The organism is Arachidicoccus sp. BS20, assembly GCF_001659705.1.
Lineage (GTDB): Bacteria > Bacteroidota > Bacteroidia > Chitinophagales > Chitinophagaceae > Arachidicoccus.
In genome coordinates, this window is sequence record NZ_CP015971.1 from 834,777 (window position 1) to 859,608 (window position 24,832).

Annotated in this window: 17 protein-coding genes and 1 riboswitch; of the genes, 5 read left to right on the top strand and 12 right to left on the bottom strand. The window is 41.2% G+C overall.

What is annotated here, in order from left to right; all coding sequences use genetic code 11:
- Positions 1–23: 23 nt before the first annotated feature.
- On the bottom strand, positions 24–1,937 hold the full coding sequence (locus A9P82_RS03870; RefSeq protein WP_231891201.1) for a CocE/NonD family hydrolase: 1,914 nt from the start codon (positions 1,935–1,937) through the stop codon (positions 24–26).
- Positions 1,938–2,138: 201 nt separating this feature from the next.
- Between A9P82_RS03870 and rpsA the strand changes: the two genes are divergently transcribed.
- Positions 2,139–4,022 (top strand): 30S ribosomal protein S1, encoded by a 1,884-nt coding sequence (gene rpsA / locus A9P82_RS03880; RefSeq protein ID WP_066204366.1) that lies wholly within the window; start codon positions 2,139–2,141, stop codon positions 4,020–4,022.
- Between the two features lie 94 nt (positions 4,023–4,116).
- The gene (locus A9P82_RS03885; protein ID WP_066204368.1) at positions 4,117–5,505 is read left to right on the top strand and encodes a sialate O-acetylesterase; all 1,389 of its coding nucleotides are present in this window, start codon (positions 4,117–4,119) and stop codon (positions 5,503–5,505) included.
- A 4-nt stretch (positions 5,506–5,509) separates the two neighbouring features.
- Here A9P82_RS03885 and A9P82_RS03890 read toward each other — a convergent pair whose 3' ends face one another.
- The 4 genes from A9P82_RS03890 to gltB form a co-directional block, all read right to left on the bottom strand.
- Complete coding sequence (locus tag A9P82_RS03890) at positions 5,510–6,859, bottom strand: M20/M25/M40 family metallo-hydrolase (protein WP_066204370.1); 1,350 nt, start codon at positions 6,857–6,859, stop codon at positions 5,510–5,512.
- A gap of 111 nt (positions 6,860–6,970) precedes the next feature.
- Positions 6,971–8,473, bottom strand: coding sequence for a glutamate synthase subunit beta (locus tag A9P82_RS03895; protein ID WP_066204373.1), 1,503 nt, complete (start codon positions 8,471–8,473; stop codon positions 6,971–6,973).
- 37 nt (positions 8,474–8,510) lie between these two features.
- A complete protein-coding gene (locus A9P82_RS03900; protein WP_066204375.1) occupies positions 8,511–8,858 on the bottom strand; it encodes a hypothetical protein in 348 nt (115 codons plus the stop codon).
- Positions 8,859–8,899: 41 nt separating this feature from the next.
- A complete protein-coding gene (gene gltB, locus A9P82_RS03905) occupies positions 8,900–13,426 on the bottom strand; it encodes a glutamate synthase large subunit (protein WP_066204377.1) in 4,527 nt (1,508 codons plus the stop codon).
- A gap of 315 nt (positions 13,427–13,741) precedes the next feature.
- Here gltB and A9P82_RS03910 point away from each other — a divergent pair, with 315 nt between their 5' ends.
- Positions 13,742–14,455 (top strand): C40 family peptidase, encoded by a 714-nt coding sequence (locus tag A9P82_RS03910; protein WP_082915210.1) that lies wholly within the window; start codon positions 13,742–13,744, stop codon positions 14,453–14,455.
- Between the two features lie 41 nt (positions 14,456–14,496).
- Here the strand turns inward: A9P82_RS03910 and A9P82_RS03915 are convergent, their stop codons facing one another.
- From A9P82_RS03915 to A9P82_RS03940, 6 genes are all read right to left on the bottom strand, one after another.
- Positions 14,497–15,591: a DUF5074 domain-containing protein gene (locus A9P82_RS03915; RefSeq protein WP_156522593.1), complete on the bottom strand. Its 1,095-nt coding sequence runs from the start codon at positions 15,589–15,591 to the stop codon at positions 14,497–14,499.
- A 46-nt stretch (positions 15,592–15,637) separates the two neighbouring features.
- Positions 15,638–17,617 carry a TonB-dependent receptor gene (locus A9P82_RS03920; RefSeq protein WP_066204382.1) on the bottom strand — a complete coding sequence of 660 codons (1,980 nt, stop codon included), beginning with the start codon at positions 17,615–17,617 and terminating at the stop codon, positions 15,638–15,640.
- Positions 17,618–17,725: 108 nt separating this feature from the next.
- Positions 17,726–17,924, bottom strand: a riboswitch (cobalamin riboswitch).
- Between the two features lie 8 nt (positions 17,925–17,932).
- Complete coding sequence (coaD, locus tag A9P82_RS03925; RefSeq protein ID WP_066204383.1) at positions 17,933–18,403, bottom strand: pantetheine-phosphate adenylyltransferase; 471 nt, start codon at positions 18,401–18,403, stop codon at positions 17,933–17,935.
- Positions 18,404–18,484: 81 nt separating this feature from the next.
- Positions 18,485–19,408, bottom strand: a complete 924-nt coding sequence (locus tag A9P82_RS03930) for an aspartate carbamoyltransferase catalytic subunit (RefSeq protein ID WP_066204384.1) — start codon at positions 19,406–19,408, stop codon at positions 18,485–18,487.
- A 105-nt stretch (positions 19,409–19,513) separates the two neighbouring features.
- Positions 19,514–20,371: a sigma-70 family RNA polymerase sigma factor gene (locus A9P82_RS03935; protein WP_066204385.1), complete on the bottom strand. Its 858-nt coding sequence runs from the start codon at positions 20,369–20,371 to the stop codon at positions 19,514–19,516.
- 337 nt (positions 20,372–20,708) lie between these two features.
- A complete protein-coding gene (locus A9P82_RS03940) occupies positions 20,709–21,365 on the bottom strand; it encodes a tetratricopeptide repeat protein (protein WP_066204386.1) in 657 nt (218 codons plus the stop codon).
- Positions 21,366–21,753: 388 nt separating this feature from the next.
- On the opposite strand from A9P82_RS03940, the gene A9P82_RS03945 reads away from it, so the two are divergent.
- Positions 21,754–22,743, top strand: a complete 990-nt coding sequence (locus tag A9P82_RS03945; RefSeq protein WP_066204388.1) for an aspartate-semialdehyde dehydrogenase — start codon at positions 21,754–21,756, stop codon at positions 22,741–22,743.
- 58 nt (positions 22,744–22,801) lie between these two features.
- Here A9P82_RS03945 and A9P82_RS03950 read toward each other — a convergent pair whose 3' ends face one another.
- Positions 22,802–23,428 (bottom strand): carboxypeptidase-like regulatory domain-containing protein, encoded by a 627-nt coding sequence (locus tag A9P82_RS03950; RefSeq protein ID WP_082915211.1) that lies wholly within the window; start codon positions 23,426–23,428, stop codon positions 22,802–22,804.
- A 154-nt stretch (positions 23,429–23,582) separates the two neighbouring features.
- Here A9P82_RS03950 and A9P82_RS03955 point away from each other — a divergent pair, with 154 nt between their 5' ends.
- Entirely contained in the window at positions 23,583–24,665 is a 1,083-nt protein-coding gene (locus A9P82_RS03955; RefSeq protein ID WP_066204392.1) for an Mrp/NBP35 family ATP-binding protein, read from the top strand.
- Positions 24,666–24,832 lie beyond the last annotated feature (167 nt).

Genomic DNA, 24,832 nt, shown 5'->3' on the forward strand with positions numbered 1-24,832 from the left:
ATTTACGAATTAAAAATACATTATCAGTTACTAACCTCAAACATATGCTGCTTATCTTTCGGCAAAATGCCCAACTGAATATTCGACGGCAAATCTTTCTGATGATACAAACGGATTGTTGCTTTTTTAAAGTCTTCGGGCTTTGCTTTGTAAATATCTTCAAATACTTGCGGGTTCATATCCAGCAAAGGAAACCACGAGCTTTGCACTTGCAACATTATTTTATGCCCTTTCTTAAAAGTGTATAAAACATCCGGCACATGGAATTTTACCAAAGTCGGTTTGTTCGGCACAAAAGGTTCGGGCTTTGAAAAGCTGTTGCGGAATTTGCCGCGCATCACTTCCGCGCGTACCAACGCCTGGTATCCGCCTGCGGGAACAATTTTATTATCGATTCTGTAATTGCTCGCTGTGTCAGGCGAAACGTCAATCAGCTTTACAATAAAATCTGCATCTGTTCCCGAGACAGATACATATAAATTCGCAGCCACTTCGCCCGCAAGCGTTACGTCGCTGTCAAGCACAGGCGTTTCAAACGCAAGCACATCGGGACGTTGCGAAGCAAAGCGTTGGTCGTCATCCATATAAGTAACACCTCTGTCTGCTTTGATGCCGCCTTGATACGGAACGGGTTTATTCGGGTCGGAAATATATTCGTCATAAGAATTGGTTGCCGTAGGCGGCGTAAAAGTAACGGCATTATTTTCGTTGAAATACAACTTCGCGGGAACGATATCTTTCGATGCCCATTCTGAAAAACTGTCCCATTGATTTAAGCCCACATCGTACAACAATGCTTCGGGCAGATGCGGCAAAGGAGCATCTTTCAGATAGTGCATAAAGAAAGGGAACTGAATATTTTTCTGAAACCATTTACTTGTATTAAAGCCAAAAGGAATATCGCCCAAATGGTCCATATTTCCGCTCGCCCAGCCACCGTGATACCAGGGACCCATAATCAAAGTGTTTTGATTATTTGCATTTTTATGCTCGATGCTTTCGTAAGTATTCATTGCGCCCCATTGGTCTTCCGCATCGTAAAAGCCGCCGACCACCAGCGTTGCAGGTTTTACATTGCTCATAAATCTTCTGATGTCGCGCGCCTGCCACCATTCATCGTAGTTCGGATGCATTAAAATTGTATCCCAAAACGGAACCAGATGATGATAGTATAATTCATTCGCACGGGGAACAGTTTTCATATTGAGATAGAACTGATAATTATCGCTGAACTTCGCATTCAACGGCGGCATTTTATCCTTATTCGGACCATTGGTCGAATTGGCAAACCAATAATCAAAATCAAATTCGTCCATCAAAAACAGGGCGCCGTTATGATGCGTATCATCTCCTAAAAACCAATTGGTTACGGGCGCTTGCGGCGATACGGCTTTAATTGCGGGATGCCCCGCCAACGCAGCGTTCGTGGCAAAAAATCCGGGATAAGAAATTCCCCACACGCCTACTTTCCCGTTGTTGTGCGGAATATTTTTTATTAACCAATCAACAGCGTCATACGTGTCGGAAGCTTCATCATGTTGCGCGCCCTTTTTATTTTCTATAAAAGGGGTAATCTCCGTCCAGTTACCTTCGCTGTGATGCTTTCCGCGTACATCCTGATAAACAAAAATAAACCCTTCGGTAGTGAAATCCGGCGATGGTCCAAGCGAATAAGGATATTTATCTTCGCCGTAAGGCGCAACGGAATAACAGGTTCTTTCCATCATAAACGGATAAGATTTTGCAGTGTCCTTTGGTGTGTAAACTGCCGTAAACAACTTAACACCGTCGCGCATCGGAATCATGTATTCGTGTTTGGTATAATGCGTGCGTACAAAGGAAGTGTCAAACGGTAAGGTTCGCTGGCGTCGCTGTGCATAAATACTACTGAACAACAGGAATAAGAATACAGGGAAAATGATAACTTTTCTCATCATAAAAAATTTAGAAGCAGCTAAAGATAGGAATTGTTATGAAATATTGTTAGGTAAAAAGAAAACACATTTGACAAATACATTTCATTTTACATCATTTTTCAAAAAAAAGTCTCTGCCTTCAAATTCTTTTGAAATCCTCATAAATGCTGAAAAATGCTTATCTTTGCAACCCCGAAATAAAAACCCTTCGGGAATTTTAAGATGAGTGAAAACAATATTGTTAATCAAAACGCTGAACAGGAAGTAGCGGCAACGGTTGAAACCGAAGCTACAACAGCGACAACAAATGTTCCTGAAATTGCTGAAACAGCACACGACGATTTCGATTGGTCTATTGACAAACGCAATGTTTCTCATTATTCCAAAGAAGAAAAAGAAAAATTCGACAAAGTGTACGAAAACACTTTCGTGCAAATTGAAGACGGCGAACTGGTAAACGGCACTATCGTTGGTCTTACCAAAACCGATGCTGTAGTAAACATTGGCTTCAAAAGCGACGGCTTAATTTCTCTGAACGAATTCCGTGACTTACCCGGCACAAAAATCGGCGACGAAGTAGAAGTAATGGTGGTAGAAAAAGAAGACCGCCAGGGTAATCTTCACCTTAGCCGTAAATCTGCACGTACGCACCGCGCTTGGGAACGCATTGTGGAAGTAAACAAAACAGGCGAAATTGTTACAGGTTTGGTTACCAGCAAAACAAAAGGCGGCTTGATTGTAGATATCTTTGGCATGGAAACTTTCTTGCCGGGTTCTCAAATCGACGTGAAGCCTGTTACTGACTACGACCAATTCGTAGGCAAAACAATGGAATTCAAAGTAGTGAAGGTAAACGAAACTATCAAGAATGCCGTTGTATCGCACAAAGCGCTTATCGAAAGCGATATAGAAGCACAACGCGCGCAAATCATCAGCCAATTGGAAAAAGGACAGGTGTTGGAAGGAACTGTAAAAAACATTACAGACTTCGGCGCGTTCATGGACTTGGGCGGATTGGATGGTTTGTTGTACATCACAGATATTTCCTGGGGCAGAATTTCCCACCCGGCAGAGGTGTTGAAATTAGACCAGAAAATTCAAGTGGTTGTATTGGATTTCGACGACGACAAAAAACGTATCAGCCTTGGCTTGAAACAATTGACTCCGCATCCTTGGGATGTGTTGCCTGAAACAATTGTTGAAGGTGCAGTTGTAAAAGGCAAAGTGGTTAATATCGAAGATTACGGTGCATTCCTGGAAATTCTTCCGGGTGTTGAAGGTTTGGTTCACGTGAGTGAAATCACTTGGGCTAACACGCCTATCAATGCAAAAGAATTTTTCAAGCTCGGCGACGAATACGAAGCTAAAGTGGTAACACTTGATAAAGATGCGCGCAAAATGAGCCTTTCTATCAAACAATTGACAGAAGACCCGTGGAGCACAATCGAAGATAAATTCCCTGAAGAAAGCAAACACAAAGGTTTGGTTAAAAACATCACTCCGTACGGCGTGTTTGTTGAACTTGAACCGGGCATCGGCGGTATGATTCACATCAGCGATTTGAGCTGGTTGAAACGTTTCAACCATCCATCCGAATATGTGAAAGTGGGCGATGAAATCGACACCATCATTTTGTCTATCGACAAAGAAAACCGCAAATTGCAGTTGGGACACAAACAATTGGAAGAAGACCCCTGGAATGCTTTGGAAGATACATTTGCAGTAGGCACTAAGCTGGAAGCAACTGTTACCCGCAAAGATGAAAAAGGCGCTTTGGTACAATTGCCTTACGGAATTGAAGGTTTTGTTCCTAATCGTCATTTAGCTAAACAAGACGGCACAAGCCTGAATGTTGACGATACTGCGGAATTCGTTGTAATCGAATTTGACAGAAACGAAAAACGCATTGTATTGAGTCATGCCCGCGTGTGGGAACAGGCAGAAGCTGAAGTAAAAGAAGTAGCTAAGAAAGAAGCTAAAGCAGAAGCAGAAAGTACTAAGAAAGCTGTAAAAGCTATTCAAAGCAAAGTTGAAAAAACAACTTTGGGCGACCTCGGCGCTTTGGCAGATATTAAAGCTAAATTGAAATCAGAAGAAGATAAATAATAATTACATCTTCTCATAACACAAAAATGCCTCGCAAATTTTGCGGGGCATTTTTTGTTGCAAGGTTGTACATTTACCCTTCAAAGATTTTTATATGAAAAAGTACTTCATTGTTTTAGCAACTATATTTTTCGTTTATCAAACTAAAGCCCAAATAAGACTGCCAAATATCTTATCCGATGGAATGGTTTTACAACAAAATTCAGAGGTAAATCTTTGGGGTTGGGGTGACCCGGCAGAAAAAATTTCCATACAACCTTCATGGACAAAAGACACCGTAAAAACCATAACAGATGGTAACGGAAAATGGAATGTCCAACTTCACACGCCAAAAGCAGGCGGACCTTATTCTATTACATTTAAAGATTACAATACCATTGTTTTACATAATGTCTGGCTTGGCGAAGTTTGGATTTGCTCAGGACAATCTAACATGGAATTTACCTACAACTGGCGCAATTCTCCGGACATTGCAGCAGATTTTCCTACCTGTAATCAGTTGCAGTTGCATTTCTTCAAAGTTCCTCGAACAACAGCGCAATATCCACAGGACAATTGCGGCGGAAATTGGTTAAACTGCGATTCCAATACATTGAAAAATTTTAGCGCGGTCGCATATTTCTTTGGAAAGAAGTTAGATAAAAATCTGAATGTTCCCATCGGACTGATTTCTTCCAACTGGGGCGGAACGCCTGCGGAAGTATGGACACCGAAAAATGTGATTAATAAAAATCCATTCCTAAAAAAATGGCAGCAAAAACTGAAACCCTCCGATAGTTGGACTACGTCTTCCGGCTTTGCTTATAATGCGATGATTTATCCACTGAAAAATTTTAAAATAGCAGGAGCCATCTGGTATCAGGGCGAATCGAATGTGGATACTTATCAATCTTATTCGGAATTGTTTAAAGATCTGATTCTGTCATGGCGCAGGTCCTGGCATTATGAATTACCTTTTTATTTTGTGCAAATTGCACCTTTTTCTTACGGAACAAAAGATGGAGCGGCTTACATAAGACAAGCACAAACAGATGCACTTCAATTGCCGAACACAGGAATGGTCATTACTTCCGATTTAGCAGAAGACACTTCTGACATTCATCCGCATTACAAGCACGAAGTCGGTTACAGGCTCGCGGAAATTGCATTGAATAAAACATATCATCTTGCGAATTTTCACAATTTCTCTCCTATGTACGAATCTTATCATTTGGATAAAAATAAAATAGTGATACAACTAAACAATGCAGAACAAGGCGTGTATTGCAAAGACAAAACGATAAGAAACATGTATATTGCCGGAGCGGACAGCGTATTTTATCCTGCCGAAACAAAATTAGCAGGAAACACCATTATCGTTTACAATAAAAATATTGCAAAACCGAAAACTGTAAAATACGGATTTGACAATACACGGATGGGCAATATTTTTTCCAAAGGAAATAATATGCCGGTCGCGCCTTTCTTTATCAAAATAGAATAAGAAATTAACGTCCCGGCATCGGCACGACAGGCAGACTTTCATTGCCCGATTCGTTCACGCTTTGCACGGCAAAGAAATAATTGTCTTTTGAATATGGCAATTCAATAGATGTGCTTGTTGTGAAGATTTTCTTTTGCCACACCGCACTCGAGGTTTCTCGCATCAGTACATAATAACCTTTTACATTGCCGGTTTTCGGCGCTTTCCACGAGAGTAATGTGCTGTTGGTCAATTTTCGTACTTCTACCGAAACATCTGTAGGAACAGACGGAGCCTTTGCAAGATTTGCAAGGTTGCACAAATTCAACGCCGTATTTTTTCGCAGGTAGTCAAAATCCACAAACTCCGTTAAATCTCCGTATTGAATCCCATTTTCTTTTCTCACATCCTGATGCTGATGGTTAAAATTTTCATTCATTTCCGTGATGCGCACAGCCGTAAAACCATTATCAAGAAAAGGAACATGGTCGCCGCTACGCAAAAAACGGTCGATTCTGTAAATTAATTTGACTTCAAGATTGTCCACATAACGCTCGCCTGTTTCTTTCACATAACGCGCAAGTTCTCTCGACTTGCTGTCATTTTCCAAACCGAGCTGCCGTATTATTCTGATTTCTCTTTCAGATGCATTTGCCGGAATACCTTCGCTGAAAACACGCACTTGCGTGTTGTTGATGATATTTGTTTCGTTGCTGTTATTGCTGCCGACAATATCATTGTTCAGCATAGCCTCTACATTCCAGTTTTCCTTTTTTGCACGTTCTGCTAAATGATGCGAACCGAACAGACCTTGTTCTTCGCCGCTTACAGTAACAAAAATTATCGTCGCCGGAAACCGGTGCTTACTCATAATTCTCGCACATTCGATAACAGCTGCACTCCCGCTTCCGTCGTCGTTTGCACCCGGTGCATCATTGGTGCTGTCCATGACATCTGTACGGCGACTGTCTAAATGCCCGCTGATAATAAAAATGCGCCGGTCAGCAGTATCCGTACCTTTCAATACAGCCATTACATTGCCCAACACTACATTTCTGTTGATACGTTTCCCGTCCGATGGCACGGTAAATGTATCAATGTATGCGCTCAATCTGCCTCCTGATTGTTTGGCAAACGAATTGAATTTTCCAAGCACCCAATTGCGTGCCGCGCCAATGCCTTTGGTTGCACTCGTTTGATTACTCAATGTGCTTCGCGTACCGAAAGCCACCAACGATTTGATATAAGATTGCAAAGAATCTGCATTTACCTGTTGAACCATTTGTTCAATTTCTGCATCGTGCTGAATAATGGTTTGTGCAAAGAGACAATTGCAAAATGCAACACAGAACAATAAAAAAGAAAACTTTTTCATTCGCATAGTTTTTATAGTTAAATGAAAATGAGCCAAATAATTGTTGCTTTGGTTGTGCAAAAATATCTTGGCTCATTCACAATAATTCAGCTTTAGGACTTCTCAAAAATCCTATCCATTCGCAATTACCATATTCTCATCCTTGCTTTCCAATAAAGACGCACCCATTAAAAACTCATCCACCCGCCTTGCGCATTCGCGTCCTTCGCTGATAGCCCAAACCACGAGCGACTGACCGCGGCGCATATCGCCGCAGGCAAATATTTTCGTGATATTGGTACGATAGCTTTGTTCTGTCGCACGCACGTTTCCTTTGGTATCGAGTTCAACGCCTAAATCTTCCAGCAAGCCGTTATGTTCCGGATGCGCAAAACCGATGGCGAGCAATGCCAATTCGCATGGCAGTTCGCGTTCCGTGCCCGGCACTTCGTAATATTGTATGCGTTTCCCTTTTTCGATTTTCCATTCCAAATCTACCACTTTGATGGCGCGTAAATTTCCGTTTTCGTCGCCCAGAAATTCTTTCGTACCGATTGCCCAATGTCTTTCCACACCTTCTTCGTGTGAAGAGGATGTTCTTAAAACCATCGGGTAAAGCGGCCAAGGATTGTATTCATCTCTGTCTTCAGGCGGCAACGGCGCGCGCGCAAAAAGACGAATAGATTTTGCATTTTGGCGATTTGCCGTTCCTACGCAATCGCTTCCTGTGTCGCCGCCGCCGATGATAATAACGTTTTTGTTTGTCGCAATAATTTCTTCCTCCGCAACATTGCTTTCAATCTTCGGCAACGCCAACGGGTCTTTGGATGCGTTGCGTTTATTTTGTTGCTTAAGATAAGGCATTGCAAAATGAACGCCTTTCAATTCTCTGCCGCGCAAAGGCAAATCAATCGGCTCATTGGCGCCGCCGCAAAGCACGACCGCATTGAACTCGCGCAGAATATCATTCATCTTCACATTCACGCCTACGTTGGCATTGTACTTAAATACAATACCTTCTTGTTCCATCAATGCAATCCTTCTGTCAATTACATTTTTTTCCAGTTTAAAATCGGGAATGCCATAGCGCAGCAATCCGCCCGCAGCATCGTCTCGTTCAAAAACGGTAACGGAATGCCCGGCTTCGTTGAGTTGCGCAGCCGCTGCCAATCCCGCAGGTCCCGAACCAATCACGGCAACTTTTTTTCCTGTGCGAACGATTGCCGTGCGCGGTTTTACCAAGCCTAAATCAAACGCTTTTTCGATGATGTGTTTTTCAATTTCTTCAATCGCAACCGGAGGTTGGTTGATACCCAGCACACATGCGCTTTCGCAAGGCGCAGGACAAATTCTTCCCGTAAACTCAGGGAAATTATTGGTAGATGAAAGTACTTCATAAGCCTCTTTCCAATCCTTGCGATAAACGGCATCGTTAAATTCAGGAATCACATTACCCAACGGACAACCGCTGTGGCAAAACGGAACGCCGCAGTTCATGCAGCGCGCAGCCTGCTCATTCAACATTTTATCCGAATACAACGATTCAAATTCCTTGTAATCTTTCACACGCTCTTCCACGCTCTTTTTCTTCGGAAGCTCTCTGGTAAATTCTAAAAATCCTGTTGTTTTACCCATCTTTGATTTATGATTTAAGATGTATGATTTGTGGTTTTTACTGTTTTTTTATCAGTTGATATAAAATCACACCTAATCCCAAGCAAGTCATTATATAACTCCAATATTGAAAAGGAATAAAAAAAAGTCTATTCCGGTTGCCTTTCGCAATTGTCACTTTATCGAATACGCGAGTTCCTTTACCTTCACTTTTTCTCTTATCGAAATATTTTGAGAATAGCATAATTACTAAAGCTGAGAACAAAAAAGAAACGCCTAAAGGAATTAAATTTTCGCTATAAAAATTCTCATCTTTTGTAATGGAATCGCTAATGAAATTTGCGATTAGAGAATCTATAAACACGATAACAAAAACTAAAAAACCGTAGCCTGACCAAATAATCATATCATAGTTTTACTAAGTAAATTAAATGAATTTTCTATTTCTTACTTTTTAATTTTCACTTTCTCCCTCTGCTCTTCCAAAGCTTTCTTATAATCTCTCGGCATTACTTTAATAAAACTCTTCAGCTGACTATCCCAATCGCTTAAAATGAATTTCGCCACATTGCTTTCGGTGTAAGCAAAATGTTTTTCGAGCATATCTTTCAACGTGTTCAAATCTTCTTCATCCAATGTTTCAAGGTCAGCCATTTCATCGTTGAAATTTTGTTTGAATGAATTGTTTACGTCATACACAAACGCCATGCCACCACTCATGCCCGCGCCGAAGTTACGGCCTGTATTGCCGAGTATTACAGCAATTCCACCCGTCATGTATTCGCAGCCGTGGTCGCCAACGCCTTCGACAACTACCTTTGCCCCCGAATTTCTTACACAGAATCTTTCGCCCGCTTTACCGCGAATGTATGCCTCGCCCGAAGTCGCACCGATGAACGCCGTATTGCCGACAATGATGTTTTCTTCTGCAACAAATGTTGATTTCTTTGAAGGATAAACCACGAGTTTCGCTCCGCTCAAACCTTTCCCGAAATAATCGTTGGCATCCCCTTCGAGTTCGAGCGTAACACCTTTTGTATTGAATGCCGCAAAGCTCTGTCCCGCGCTGCCGTTGAATTTCAGATGAATGGTATCTTCGGGCAAACCTGCGTCTTTATAAATTTTGGTAATCTCGTTGGACAAAATTGTGCCCACCGTTCTGTCTGTATTTCTGATGTCAAATGTTGCAGAAATGCGTACTTGATTTTCCAATGCAGGCCGGGCAACTTCCAACAATTTCCAATCCAACACATTGTCCAGCAAATGGTCTTGCTGCTCGCTGTGATACAAGCCAACGCCTTCTTCCGCAGGCTCTTTGTATAAGATGGGCGAAAGGTCGAGTTTGGAAAATTTCCAATGCGTAATATTTTCTTTCTTTACCAAACAATCCACTTGTCCAATCATTTCATCCACCGTACGGAAGCCAAGCTCCGCCATTATTTCGCGCAAATCCTGCACTAAAAATTTGAAGAAATTTACCACATGGTCAGGGTCGCCCGTGAAGCGTTTACGCAATGTTTCATTTTGCGTAGCCACACCAACGGGACAAGTATTGAGATGACATTTGCGCATCATAATACAGCCTTCCACAATCAGCGCAGCCGTTGCTACGCCCCATTCTTCCGCGCCAAGCAAAGCCGCAACCGCAATGTCCAAGCCTGTTTTCATTTGCCCGTCGGCTTGTAACACAACTCTGCTGCGCAATTTATTTTTAACCAAAGTTTGGTGCGTTTCTGCTACGCCAAGCTCCCAAGGCAAGCCCGCGTGTCTAATAGAACTCATCGGCGAAGCGCCTGTGCCGCCGTCCCAGCCTGAAACCAAAATCACATCGGCTTTGGCTTTTGCCACGCCTGCGGCAATCGTACCGACTCCTGCTTTGGAAACCAATTTTACATTGATGCGTGCAGCGCGGTTGGCATTTTTTAAATCATAAATTAATTGCGCCAAATCTTCAATCGAATAAATATCGTGGTGCGGCGGCGGCGATATCAGACCCACGCCGGGCGTGGAATGCCGCGTGCGCCCGATCCATTCGTCCACCTTATGTCCGGGCAACTGTCCGCCTTCGCCAGGCTTCGCGCCCTGTGCCATTTTTATTTGTAATTCATCCGCTTCCGTGAGATAATGACTCGTAACGCCGAACCTTGCAGACGCGACTTGTTTAATTGCCGAACGCATGGAATCGCCGTTCGGCAAAGGTTTGTAGCGAATCGGGTCTTCGCCGCCTTCGCCGGTATTGCTTTTCGCACCAAGTCTGTTCATCGCAATGGCAAGCGTAGTATGCGCTTCCCAGGAAATAGAACCAAAGCTCATGGCGCCGGTGGCGAAACGCTTGTAAATGTTTTCCGCCGCTTCCACTTCATCAATCGAAATGGAGGGGCGATTGGGTTTTAATGCAAATAAACTTCTTAACGTAACTGCTTTTTCGCCTTGCTCGTTAATGAGCTTCGCGTATTTTTTATAAATAGCATAATCATTCATTCTTGTTGAATACTGCAACAAATGAATGGTTTGCGGATTGAACAAATGCACTTCGCCCTTACGCAGCCATTGATAAATACCGCCTTCGGGCAACCTGTCCACCGGAATGGTTGATTTGCTGAACGCAAACCGGTGCTTATACAATGCTTCTTTTGCAATTTCGTCCAAGCCCAAACCTTCGATGCGCGAAGTTGCGCCCGTGAAATATCTATCAACTACCGTTTTGTTCAACCCGATGATTTCAAAGATTTGCGCGCCTTGGTAAGATTGCAAGGTTGAAATGCCCATCTTGGAAAAGACTTTCAGCAAGCCGTTACACACAGCTTTGATATAATTATTTTTCAGTTTATCAACGGACTCATCCGATTGGATTTTTCCTGTCAGTTTTAAGGAACGAATAGTCGATAAAGCTAAATAAGGATTAATCGCAGTAGCGCCAAAACCGATGAGACAGGCAAAATGATGCACTTCCCAAATGTCGCCGGCTTCCACAACCAACGCCACTTTGCCGCGCAATTTTTTCCTGATTAAATGATGATGCACTGCAGAAACAGCCAGCAACGACGGAATAGCTGCGTGCCCGCTGTCAATGGCGCGGTCGCTCAACACCAGCACCTGAAAACCGTCTTTAACGGCATCGGCGGCGTAGCGGCAAAGCCTTTCAATGCCGGCTTGCAGCGAGCCGTGTTTGCCGTCGGCAACGAAGTAGGTTTGCAATGTTTTTGCCTGAAAATTGCCGGTATCAATCGAGCGCAATTTTTCCAAATCTTTATTGTTCAAAATCGGATGTTTCAATCCTACGGTGTGGCAATATTCCGGTTCTTCTCTTAAAATATTTCCGGATGCACCAAGATAGGTTGCCAAAGACATAACCATCCTTTCACGAATCGGGTCAATCGGCGGGTTGGTAACTTGTGCAAACAACTGCTTGAAATACGACGACAAATGTTGCGGCTGGTTGCTCAACACAGCCAACGGCGTGTCCATGCCCATCGCGCCAAGCGGCTCTTTTGCATCCACCGCCATTGGTGCAATAATGTTTGTAATATCTTCCTGAGAATAGCCGAACGCTTTTTGATATTTAAACACCTGTGCATCTTCCAAGTGCGTAAACATGATGCGCGGTTCGGATAATTCTTCCAGCTTGATTTTATATTTATTCAGCCATTCGCCGTAAGGCTTTTGCGAACAGATTTTTTGTTTCACTTCTTCATCGGAAATAATTCTTCCCTGCTCCATGTCCACGATAAACATTTTGCCCGGCTGCAATCTTCCGTTGTGAATAATGTTTTCGGGCGCAACAGGCAGTGCGCCTGTTTCCGAAGCCATAATTACGCGGTCATCATTCGTAAGGCAAAAACGCGACGGACGCAAACCGTTTCTATCAAGCGTGGCGCCGATGATTTTTCCGTCGGTAAAAGAAATGGTTGCAGGTCCGTCCCAAGGCTCCATGAGGCAAGCGTGATACTCGTAAAATGCTTTCTTCACAGGGTCCATCAAATCGTTATTGTCCCACGCTTCGGGAACCAGCATCATCATTACGTGCGGCAGCGAACGACCTGTGTGATACAAAAGTTCCGCAATATTGTCAAGACAAGCAGAATCCGATTGCTCGCCGGGAACAACCGGCAAAATCATATCGATTTCTTCATCGGTAAAATATTCGCTTACAAAATCGCCCTCGCTTGTTTTGAGCCAATTGAGATTGCCTTGCAATGTATTGATTTCGCCATTGTGCGCAAGAAAACGGAAAGGCTGCGCCAGCCTCCACGAAGGAAAAGTATTGGTGGCAAAACGCGAATGTACCAGCGCAAACGCAGACACCACGCGCCTGTTGCGCAAATCGGGGAAATACTCACGCACCTGCGCACTCGTTAACTGCCCTTTATAAACTACAGTTTTAGTTGATAGCGATGCAATATAAAAATCCACCGCGCTCTTCTTCACGGTATTGCTGATGGTATGCGTTGCGTAATTGCGCAGCACAAACAATTTGCGCTCAAATTCATCCACATTCGTGATATGGTCGGGACACGCAATGAATACGTGCTCCATTTCCGGTTCAACAGACAAAGCCACAGAACCGATATTAGTTGTATCAACCGGAACTTTCCTGTATGTAATGATTTCCAAGCCCAAACGTTCTGCCGCACGATGAAAAATTTCGCGGCATTCTTCGCGCAGGCGGATTTCATTCGGGAAAAACAAAACGCCTGTTGCATACCTGCCAAAACTTGGCAGATGCACGCCGAGCTTTAAACATTCTTCAAAGAAAAATTCGTGCGGAATCTGGAGCATAATGCCCGCGCCGTCGCCGGTATTCTGTTCAAAACCGCTCGCGCCGCGATGTTCCATATTTTCCAAAACCGTCAATGCATCGGCAATATTCTGGTGCGACTTTCGTCCTTTGATATTGGCTACAAAGCCCACGCCGCACGCATCGTGCTCAAACGCGCTGCTGTACAATCCTTGCTGTTCTTCTGTCTGAACCATAATCACAAATCGAATGTTGAATAAATATTTTTCGTTCGTAAATAGCGGATGAAATTACAAATAAATCTGAAAATTAAATGGATAATCTGCAAATGATTGTGCAAAACCATTAAACTAATAAACGTTATTTTCAATTTAATTAAATAAAATATAACAAATTAGTTATTTCATAAAATAAATTTCAAAATAAAAAACTAAATGGCACACAAATTGAATATTTGAAAACAAAATTATTTGGTTTAAAAGTTCATCTTCATTCATCATTTTTTTACCTTGCAAAACAGAATACGGTTTCGTAAAAATATCATACATACAATGAGCATAGTACAATATTCATCTATTCATAAATTATCCCTCGTTCTTTTTTTCTCTTTGTCAATTCTGCTGTTTTCGTGCAGCTCGACTAAAAATATTTCCGCAGACAATAACAACCGTCGGCACAGCAATCCGCCGCATTTTCTCAACAGCATCGATGTTTCGCCGGGCGAAAAAACGGCTACAAAATCTAAAAGCTATGGTTATGTGGAAAATCATAAAGCTACGACTACGTCAAATAGCATTTCGCCTGACAATGATGCGGCTTCGTTACAGGCGAAATATGCAACTATTCTCAACGTACCGCCAACGACTATTACCAATGTTCCGCTGATGGAAGAAATTGATAGCTGGTACGGTATTCCGTATCTGTATGGCGGAAACAGCAAAGACGGTATTGACTGTTCTGCTTTCGCAAAAATGCTGCTGAAAGATATATACGATGAGCAAGTACCTCGCACTTCGGAAGAACAATATGAACACAGTAAACGTATTGCTAAAAATGATTTGCGGGAAGGCGACCTTGTATTTTTTCATACTTCAAGAGGCGCGCGCATTACGCACGTGGGCGTGTATTTGCAGAACAATAAATTTGTACACGCATCGTCCAGCGGCGTAATGATTAGCGACCTGAATGATGATTATTGGCAGAAAACATATAGAGGTGCAGGAAGGGTTTCGGATGAGACAGACAATGATGATTCGGATAAATAAAAGCGCATAAAGTTTTTTCTTCACGCGCTTTTATGTATTTTTTATCTTAAAAACACAACTTTATCGGGAAAAATATTTGCCCAAAATGTAAATGTCATCTTTCCGGTTTTATCAAAGCAATACACTTCCCCTGGACTTTGTCCGTCTTTTGCATCTGTTACATAAACATTTCCATTGCTTTCATCGACATTGATACCATAAGGATACATCAGCGTTGTACCATCTGTTATGAAATTGACGAAATTATCGTGCAGGTTATTTGTATTTAATGTAAATACAGGTTGATTTCCTGAACCATCCAAATAAAGTACATCGTTATAAATAGCCATTTTATCAGCGGTGGTTATGACAGACGATGAATCAGTTACTGTTTGAGTGGTTGCATCTATTTTATAAATCTTTGAGGGTGCTATTACTTTAGGGTTAGAAGGATTTGAATAGTCGGAATAGCCCCATACTAAAACATAAACGTTGCCTTTGAAATCGGCTACAACCTTTTGAGGATTGATACCTACTTTAAGCCTTTTTGTTTCTTTCATTGTGTTTAAATCAACAATAGAAACAGTACTGTCCAATTGCGGATAAGTTGCTCCACCGGAACTGGCTACATACAATGTGTTTCCTACAACAGTCATTGTTTCAAGATTTGTTCCGGCTTTAATTGTATTGGTAATTGTCAAAGACGACGTGTCAATTACCGAAACAGTTCCATCCCATGCAGATACTAATATTTCGCCATTATAAGTAGCAAGGTTTCTTGGCTGCCAGCTATCTCCATCGGCTGCATTTATCTGCGCGAGCAATTTTGCAGTTCTTTTATCCATTACACTTACATAATTTGAACCATTTATAACTACATACAATTTATTTCCATAAATCAATTCGTCATTACCAAAATTTCCCAATTGAGTACTATTCACATTAGAATAAATGTCTGTAGTTGTATCTTTTGTGATAGAATCATAATAAGTAATGTATGTATTATTATGTCCTGATCCTTCATTCAATACATACAATCCGTCATTTAATGATTTGTACGTTTTGTCCGGCGTAGACGGCGAATCGTTTTTACTACAACCTACAATCAACAAGGTTGCACCCAAAGCCAATGTACATAAGTGTTTTGTGTGTTTCATCTTTGTTCTGTTTTTTATTTTTGAATAATGATTTGTATAAAAAATTTTAAATGTTCCAGTTAATACCAATCTTGAAATTTCTTCCCGGCATGGGATAATAACTTACTATCTGATATTGTTGATTGAATAAATTATTCAGTTCCAAAGTCAATTTCCAAGCAGATTTCTTATTAATGAATTTGTATGAAAGCGTTACATCCTGCGCGTTCCATTTGGGCAAAAGCGCATCGGCGCTATTGTACACTGCATCGTATCTATTGCCCGAAAACAGCGCATTCCATGCAAATGAAAATGCTTTATAATCTGCCGACAAATTGAACGAAGCAAAATGCTTCGGCGTATAAGGAATCTTGTGTTTATACTCCGGCGATGCCGGGTCATTGTTCAATGATTGTTGTAGCGTATAGTTCGCATCGAAAGAGAAATGCCATTCTTCAATCGGTTCAAAATTCAACTTTGCCGTTAAATCCAAACCTTTAATAAAAGCCTTGCCTACATTCTGCATACTCCATTGCGAAATGTTTTGACGCGGCATGGCAAGTATCATATCGTTGATACGATTATTATATCCATCAGCAATGAATAATATTGATTGTATAAAATTATTAAAGTTTTGTCGCCACGTAATTCCCAAATTATACTGCTTGGTATATTCCGGTTTCAGATTGGTGTTTCCTACTTGTGTGTAATACAAATCGTTGAAAGTAGGTATTCGGAAAATGTCTTTATAAAACGCTCTTAACCTTAATGGAACATTTTTCGATGGCTGATAAATAAATTCTACCGTCGGGCTGAAATGGTGATAATTAGCGGGTTTTGAGCGATGTTCTACTTTGTTGTTTACTGTTGTACTTAATAAGTTCCCGGCAATTTGCAATTGCTCAAATGAAAATTTTACGTTTACATTATTTAGCAAAGTATATCTCGTAGGTGTTGCAAAGTCTTGTTGGTTGCTGTGCAAATTATCAATAAAAAAATCGGTTGCATACGCTGCTTTCATAAAAGAAAAAAGTTGAAAAGAGTATGCACCGCTCACATAAAATTCGCGTTGGTAGAAAATCATTTCCAATCTATGTTGCGCGTTTTGATAAGCCGTGTCCAAGTAATCGGTATAAGTGTAATTATATTTTCCATTGAGCAATAATTCGCTTCGCGCTGATAACTTTTTTTTCCAAAAAGCCTGCGCGAAAAAATTATCGTCCCATTGGCGTTGTGTTCCTTGTCCGCTGTATAAAATAATAGCGCCGGGCAAGCCTCTTTGCGAATGATAATAATACGCATCAACATTCACAATATTGCTGTCATTAATGGCATATTGCAAATTATAAGCTGCATGAAAATCGTGAATATCCGCATTTGTTCTTCTGCCCTTTTCCGTAACAGAACCGTTTTTATAAGTGAAGTTATATTCGCCGTTTGCCTTTTCCCACGCGGCATTCAGCGAACTCGCGAGTTTATTGTTGAACTTGTAATGAATAGTTGCAGCAGGATTGATTAAACCAAAAGAACCCGTGTTTAATGAAGCATTTAGTTTTATTTTTTCCGAATCATTATATAATGGTTTTATCGTTTTCAATTCCAAAACAGATGCATATGAAAATGCACGTGCAGGTTGCAAAATATTTGTCGGTTGTGCATTATACAAACTGATTTGTTCAACATTATCCAACGAAATTTTTCCCAAATCAATCTGCCCGTTTTGTGCATCGTTCAGCATAATTCCATCATAGCTCACACCTGTGTGATTCGCGCCCAAACTGCGAACAGATATAGTTTTCAGTCCACCGATTCCGCCGTAATCTTTTACCTGAACACCCGAAAAATATTTGACTGCATCGGCAACAGTTGAACCGTTGATGTTTTGTAAATCATTTTGTTGCAGCGTTTGTACAGGTGTGATTGATTTTGTTGATAGTGGAATTATTTTGCCTTTTACTTCCACTTCTCTTAAATGATGCGCGGTATCTTCCTGTGCAAAAACGCACGATGAAATCAATAAAAATATAAAAGGTAAAATCTGCCGCACGCCTTATAAATAGCGGCTTCGAGAAGAAAATAGCAAAGCTGAACAAGACACAGCAAAATAGTTGCACGTCAAAATTCGTTCTTCAACTTTTCGTCCCGAAAGCCAATGAAATAATATGTGATAAAGGCAGGTCTTCCGGCTTGAAGCATTGTTGAAACCTTCCCATTTCTTACAACGAAACAGTGGTAATCTTCAACAACTTGTTTTATAAAAACTGCTTGTTACGGCTACGGGGATAGCGTTGGAATTTACACCAATCTTCCCTTTTAATTTTGTGTAAACAAAAACCTTAATCGAGCGCGAAGATAAAAGAAATTATTTGTGATAAATACTATTCTTCACAACATCGGGTAAGAAAGAACTCGCATCGCCGCCATTACGGATAACATCTCGCACAAGTGTTGATGCAACAGAAGAATATTGCGGCAAACAAGTAAGGAAAATAGTTTCAATGGAATTATCCAAACTGCGGTTCATATCAGCAATGGTTTTTTCATATTCAAAATCACTCACAAAACGAATGCCGCGAAGAATATACTGCGCACCTGTTTTTTTACAAAAATCAACTGTCAAACCCTCATAAACAGCGGCTTCCACGCGATTATCATTTTTATAAATCTCTTTAATCCATTGCAGGCGTTGCTCATCAGAATACATAGGAATTTTGCTGGCATTCGTGCCTATGCCGATAATTATTTTATCGAATAGATTCAATGAGCGGTTTACAATATCCACGTGTCCCAAAGTAATCGGGTCGAAGGTTCCGGGAAATAAAGCGATGCGCATTTAATTAAAAATTAGTAATTAAAAATTAATAATTGTTGTGTGTTCAATCCCAACAATCTTTTCAATCTTTCAAATCAAGGTTCAGACTTTCCCCGACAACAAATACAATGCAGCCATCCTCACGGCAACGCCGTTTTCTACCTGATTTAAAATAATGGAAAATTCGCCGTCGGCAACATCGCTGTCGAGTTCCACGCCGCGGTTAATCGGACCCGGATGCATAATGACGATTTCTTTTTTCAAAGAATCCAACAGTTTCCGGTTGATGCCGTAAGCCAGATTATATTCTCTCAACGAAGAAAATAGTGGTTGATTTTGCCGTTCCAATTGAATGCGCAGCACATTCGCCACATCGCACCAATCGAGTGCATCTTTTACTTTATATTCGATGTGGACATCCAGCGCTTCCTGCAAATATTTCGGAATCAAAGTTGGTGGACCACAAACCACAATCTCTGCTCCCATTTTCTTTAAAAGATAAATATTACTCAAAGCTACGCGGCTATGCATCACATCTCCGATAATCGCAACTTTTAATCCTTCAAGCGTTCCGAATTTTTCTTTCATCGAAAACGCATCAAGCAAAGCCTGCGTAGGATGTTCGTTGATGCCGTCGCCTGCGTTGATAATAGCCGCATCAATATGTTTTGCTAAAAAATGCGGCGCACCGCTTGCACTGTGACGCATTACCACCATATCTACTTTCATGCTCAGGATGTTGTTCACGGTATCGAGCAAAGTTTCGCCTTTTTTCACCGACGATGCGGATGCGGAAAAATTGAGCGTGTCTGCCGAAAGCCTTTTCTCCGCAAGCTCAAACGACATTCGAGTGCGCGTGGAATTTTCAAAAAACAGATTGACAACGGTAACATCGCGCAACGAAGGAACTTTTTTTACGGGGCGTTGCAATACTTCTTTGAATTGATTGGCAGTTGAAAGAATGAGGCTAATGTCTTCTTTCGTAAGGTCTTTAATGCCTAACAAGTGTTTTGTTGAGAGTGTCATTAAAAAGCAAAGTTAGGAGATTTTTTATAAAAACAATTCTGACTTATTCACATTAAAAAACCATCCGTTTTCACGAATGGTTTTTCAAACTTTTCCTTATTCAAATTAACCTAAATAAGATTTCAGCGAACCGCTGTAACGTGCTTTCTGCAAGCGTTTGATAGCTCTTTCTTTAATCTGGCGAATACGTTCTTTCGTCAAATCGTACTTCTGTCCTATCTGCTCAATGGTAATTCCATTTTCGCCTTCAAGACCAAAATACGCATTCACGATTTCGGCTTCGCGCGGACTCAAAGATTTCAACACACGACGAATTTCTTCGCGCAAAGAATCTTTCATCACATCATCGTCCGTGTCATCACTACCTTCGAGCAAATCGCCCATCGCTACGTCTTCCGCTTCGTGAACAGGCGCGTCCAAAGATGTGTGGCGCGTGTTGCTTTGGAAAATGTTGTTGATCTCTGTTTCGCTCATTTCGAGAATGCTTGCAAGCTCTTCCGTGCTTGGTTCGCGTTCATGCTCCTGCTCAAAAGCCATATAAGCTTTATTCGCCTTGTTGTAGGTGCCAATTTTGTTTTGCGGCAAGCGGACTAATCTGCCCTGCTCTGCCAACGCTTGTAAAATGGATTGGCGAATCCACCATACGGCGTAAGAAATGAATTTGAAACCTTTGGTTTCGTCGAACCGCTGTGCGGCTTTGATTAAGCCGAGGTTACCCTCGTTGATTAAATCGCTAAGTGATAAACCCTGATGTTGGTACTGCTTAGCCACAGATACCACAAAACGTAAGTTGGATTGCACCAACTTGTCCAAAGCCCTTTGATCGCCCATCTTGATTTTTTGCGCGAGCGTAGTTTCCTCTTCCGGTGTAATCATCGAAATCTTTGAAATCTCCTGAAGATACTTTTCTACTGCCTGTGAATCACGATTGGTAATCTGCGTGGCAATTTTTAGCTGCCTCATAATAATGGCTTTTTATTGGTTGATAAACGAAAAAACAAACTATTTATTATCAAATCTAATCCTAAAAACTGAAATTACGAATAAATTTTATCTAAAACAGCGCGCAAAGGTACAACTTTTTTGTATATTATGGCAACTATTCCACGTTTAATATTTCGTATCCTTTCATTTTCAATCAGTATTTGACTGAATTAATTGGGCAAAGTTACATTTGTAATAAAAATTTATGATGTTTTACTTCGCCAAAAAACATTCAATTAACAATTCATTTCATTATATAAAAACAAAAAGCGCCGCTATTAGGCGACGCTTTTTGTTTTTACAAAATATTTTTCTACTAACCCGGAACGCGGGAAATGTATTTCTGAATTTCTTTGATTTGGCTTACCACTTCGGGCGTTGTAGGTTTACAAGCCTGCGCCCGGCGGAAAAAATCTTTTGCCGCACGAAATTCACGCCTGTTCATCATAATCTGGCACATCCCCAAATTGGCAACGGCTTTACTTTCGTTATCAGGAATCCCTATTTTTAAAGCCGCACGCAAATACCCTTCCGCCGCTTTCATATCGCCGCGCTGCATTGCCATCATGCCGAGTTGTAATTTGTTTGCACCGTCAGCTTCCGGCACTGCCGATCCAATAGATGAAGATTTTTTCAGATGCTTTTCCGCCTCGTCAAAATCCTTATTCATCATTGCAATATTTCCTTTCAATGTATAATATGTGGAGCGAACAGGCTTGATGAGCAAATTGGGAAACCAAATCGTGCTCATAATTTTTTGCACTTCTTCAATATTACCATCTTCCATCGGCTTTTGAATCAGGCGCATAGGACCGATTAAGAAATGCGACAGCAAACCAATGAAAGCAATGAAATACAAAGGGAACATTGCCCAAAAACCCGCGACACCTGTGATATTCAGCACAATAGCTATAACAGCAAGCAGCAGGCTTAACCAAAAACGATACTTAATTATAAAGTTGTAAAATTTCATTCTTCTTTTTTAAGAGCGGCAAAGATAAGAGGTTTTATGAATGTCTGAACGAAGATTTGGACAGATTTAAGAGATTGATACGAATATTATTTTGCCTTCCCATTTATTTTATGAAATAATTCCAAAAGAAACCACTAAGAAATCCTTATAATCCAACGAATCTTCCTAAATCTTCGCTTAGCTTCTTAAAATAAATTTTGCATTTTAAAATGTACTGCTATATTTTTGCACTCGTTAAAAATGAGCAACATAAAGAAACATACAAAGAAGATTAAACCATCTCATAAGGAAGGCTGAACTTTGTATGTGCTTAAAATAAAAATATAAAGAACCTTCCTCGAAACGGGAAGGTTTTTTTATACATTCATTCATCAAAAAAAATATACAAATGAAAGTAGCCGTAGTGGGCGCCACAGGACTTGTAGGAACAAAAATGTTGCAGGTGTTAGCCGAAAGAAATTTTCCCGTTACTGAATTATTGCCCGTCGCTTCCGAAAAGAGCGTTGGAAAAGAAGTTGAATTTAAAGGGGAAAAATATAAGGTAATCGGTATGCAGGAAGCAATTGATGCAAAACCAAACGTGGCGTTATTTTCCGCGGGCGGTACTACTTCACTGGAATGGGCGCCAAAGTTTGCCCAAGCCGGCATTACGGTTATCGACAATTCTTCGGCATGGCGAATGGACGCTACTAAAAAATTAGTCGTTCCGGAAATCAATGCCGATGCGCTTACCGCAGAAGATAAAATTATCGCAAATCCCAACTGTTCTACTATTCAAATGGTAGTTGCTTTAAATCCATTGCACAAAAAATATAAAATCAACCGCATTGTTGTAAGCACCTATCAAAGCGTTACGGGAACAGGCAAAAAAGCCGTTGACCAATTGTTCAACGAACGTAAACATATCGACGGAACAATGGCTTACCCCTATCCTATCGACCTGAATGTAATTCCGCAAATCGATGTGTTTACCGATAATGGCTACACCAAAGAAGAAATGAAAATGGTAAACGAAACCAAGAAAATTCTGCGGGATGATTCTATTCGCGTAACGGCTACAACTGTACGCATTCCGGTAATCGGCGGACACAGCGAGAGCGTGAATGTAGAGTTTGCAAACGACTTTGATTTGGATGAAGTGAAAGATATTTTGTCCAAAGCCGAAGGTGTGATTGTAGAAGACAACATCAATGAGAATATTTATCCCATGCCGCTTAACGCTCACGAAAAAGACGAAGTTTTTGTAGGAAGATTAAGAAGAGACGATACACAACCCAATACTTTAAACCTTTGGGTCGTGAGCGACAATCTGCGCAAAGGCGCTGCCACCAACGCCGTGCAGATTGCGGAATATTTGCTAAAGAAAGGATTGTTATAGAAAAAACAGCCCGCGGTCTTAATAGTGGGCTGAATTAAATCTTTCGTTTTTTCTTCAATTAATCTCCGCCTTCCTTCAGCGACTTCACAAAATCGTACCACGACAATGGGTTTAAAATACCTGTCGAAGGCAGCAATCCTTTTTGAGAACCACTCTGAATATTTTGTTGCTGATGCAATAAATTTATAGAACCCGGTCCTGAAGGACGATAATATTTTATTTGCTGCATCAGATGCTTGATATTCAAATTTTCCAATGCGACGGCATAATGGTCATCTGGCACTCTCGTTTTTAAAAAGATAATTCTGAAAATTGCCGGTAAGGGCAAAGGTGTTACTACTGCCGTTGGAAGATAACTGGTATCTTCCTGCAAAACGGGCGCCAACATCAGGCGGTCGTCTTTCATGTTTTTCGGAATATCAACAGTTACACTTTTGTACCCTACAAAAGAAATCTCCACTTTATCGCCCGGCGAAGCCGCAATAGAAAAAATACCTACATCATTGGCTATCGTTCCCCGGTGTGTGTTTTTAATAAAAATACTTGCGCCCGGCAATACGCCCGAACTATCGCTGCCGCGCACAATGCCGTACAACTCAATCACTTTATTTTGAGCGTAGGTTTTGTGTACAAACAATATTGAAGCTACAAAACTTATCAATAATATATATAGTATCCGCTTCATTATATCCGATACAAATGTTTTAGCAAAATTATTTAATTTTTTCGTAAGCCGGTTTTACTGTTTCTTTTAGAATTGATGTTCAAATTAAAACAAAGTAACCCAATGATGAAGTATTTTTGCAACCTGATTTTTTCTTTTAACAAAAATATGTGTGATGACTGTACCTGATATTTTACAAGCGTTAAGCAACGTAATCAACCCGGATTTGAAAAAAGACATCGTTTCCCTCGCAATGGTTTCCGATATAAAAATTCAAGATAAAAATGTTTCATTTACGATTGCAATACCTATGACTTCCGCGCCATATAAAGACAGCATTAATGCGCAGTGCGAAGAAGCTATTAAAAAATCGTTTGGCGATGATGTGCAGGTGCATGTAACCTTTACATCAAAAACATCATCCGGCAGAACAAGTGCTCCGGCAGTGTTGCCAAAAGTAAAAAACATTATTGCCGTTGTGAGCGGTAAAGGCGGCGTGGGCAAAAGCACCATATCGGCAAACCTTGCACTCGCACTTTCCCAAAACGGCGCAACCGTGGGATTGATGGACGCCGATATCTACGGACCAAGCGCGCCCATTATGTTCGGCGTGCGTGGCGAAAGACCCCGTATGATTGATGTGGATGGCAAAGGGAAAATTTTGCCTTTGGAAAAATACGGTATCAAACTGATGAGCATCGGTTTGCTGGTGGACGAACGGCAAGCCGTAGTATGGCGCGGACCAATGGTCAGCAGCGCCATCCGTCAATTTGTAACCGACGTGTTTTGGGATGAATTGGATTATTTAATCATTGATATGCCGCCCGGCACAGGCGATATTCATTTAACGCTGATGCAGCTTGTTCCCGTAACAGGCGTTGTAATTGTTACCACGCCGCAGGACGTTGCGCTTGCCGATGCCAAAAAAGGCATTGCTATGTTTGCTCAGGCTCAACTGAATGTTCCTATTATCGGCTTGGTGGAAAATATGGCTTACTTCACGCCTGCCGAATTGCCGGAAAATAAATATTACATATTCGGAAAAGAAGGCGGCAAGCGACTTGCCAGCGAATACGAATTGAATTTTTTAGGACAAATTCCATTGGTGCAAAGCATTCGTGAAGGCGGCGACAAGGGGGTTCCGGCTATGTTAGGCGATGACGATATTACCAAACAGGCGTTAAAAAATTTCGCAGCGGCAACGGCAAAACAAATCGAATTGCAGAATGCAGAGAAAATAATTCATGTGAAGTTGTAATTGAACATTTCATTGTTAACGATGCGCTTTGTCGCATCGCTAACAGATGATAAAGATTAAACAGAAACTAAAAATATAGGACACAACCTCTTTATACAACTTGTGAACATCAACTCAGGGTGCTCAAATTCAACAAGATTTAACTGCTCCATTTAAGCAGATTTTGC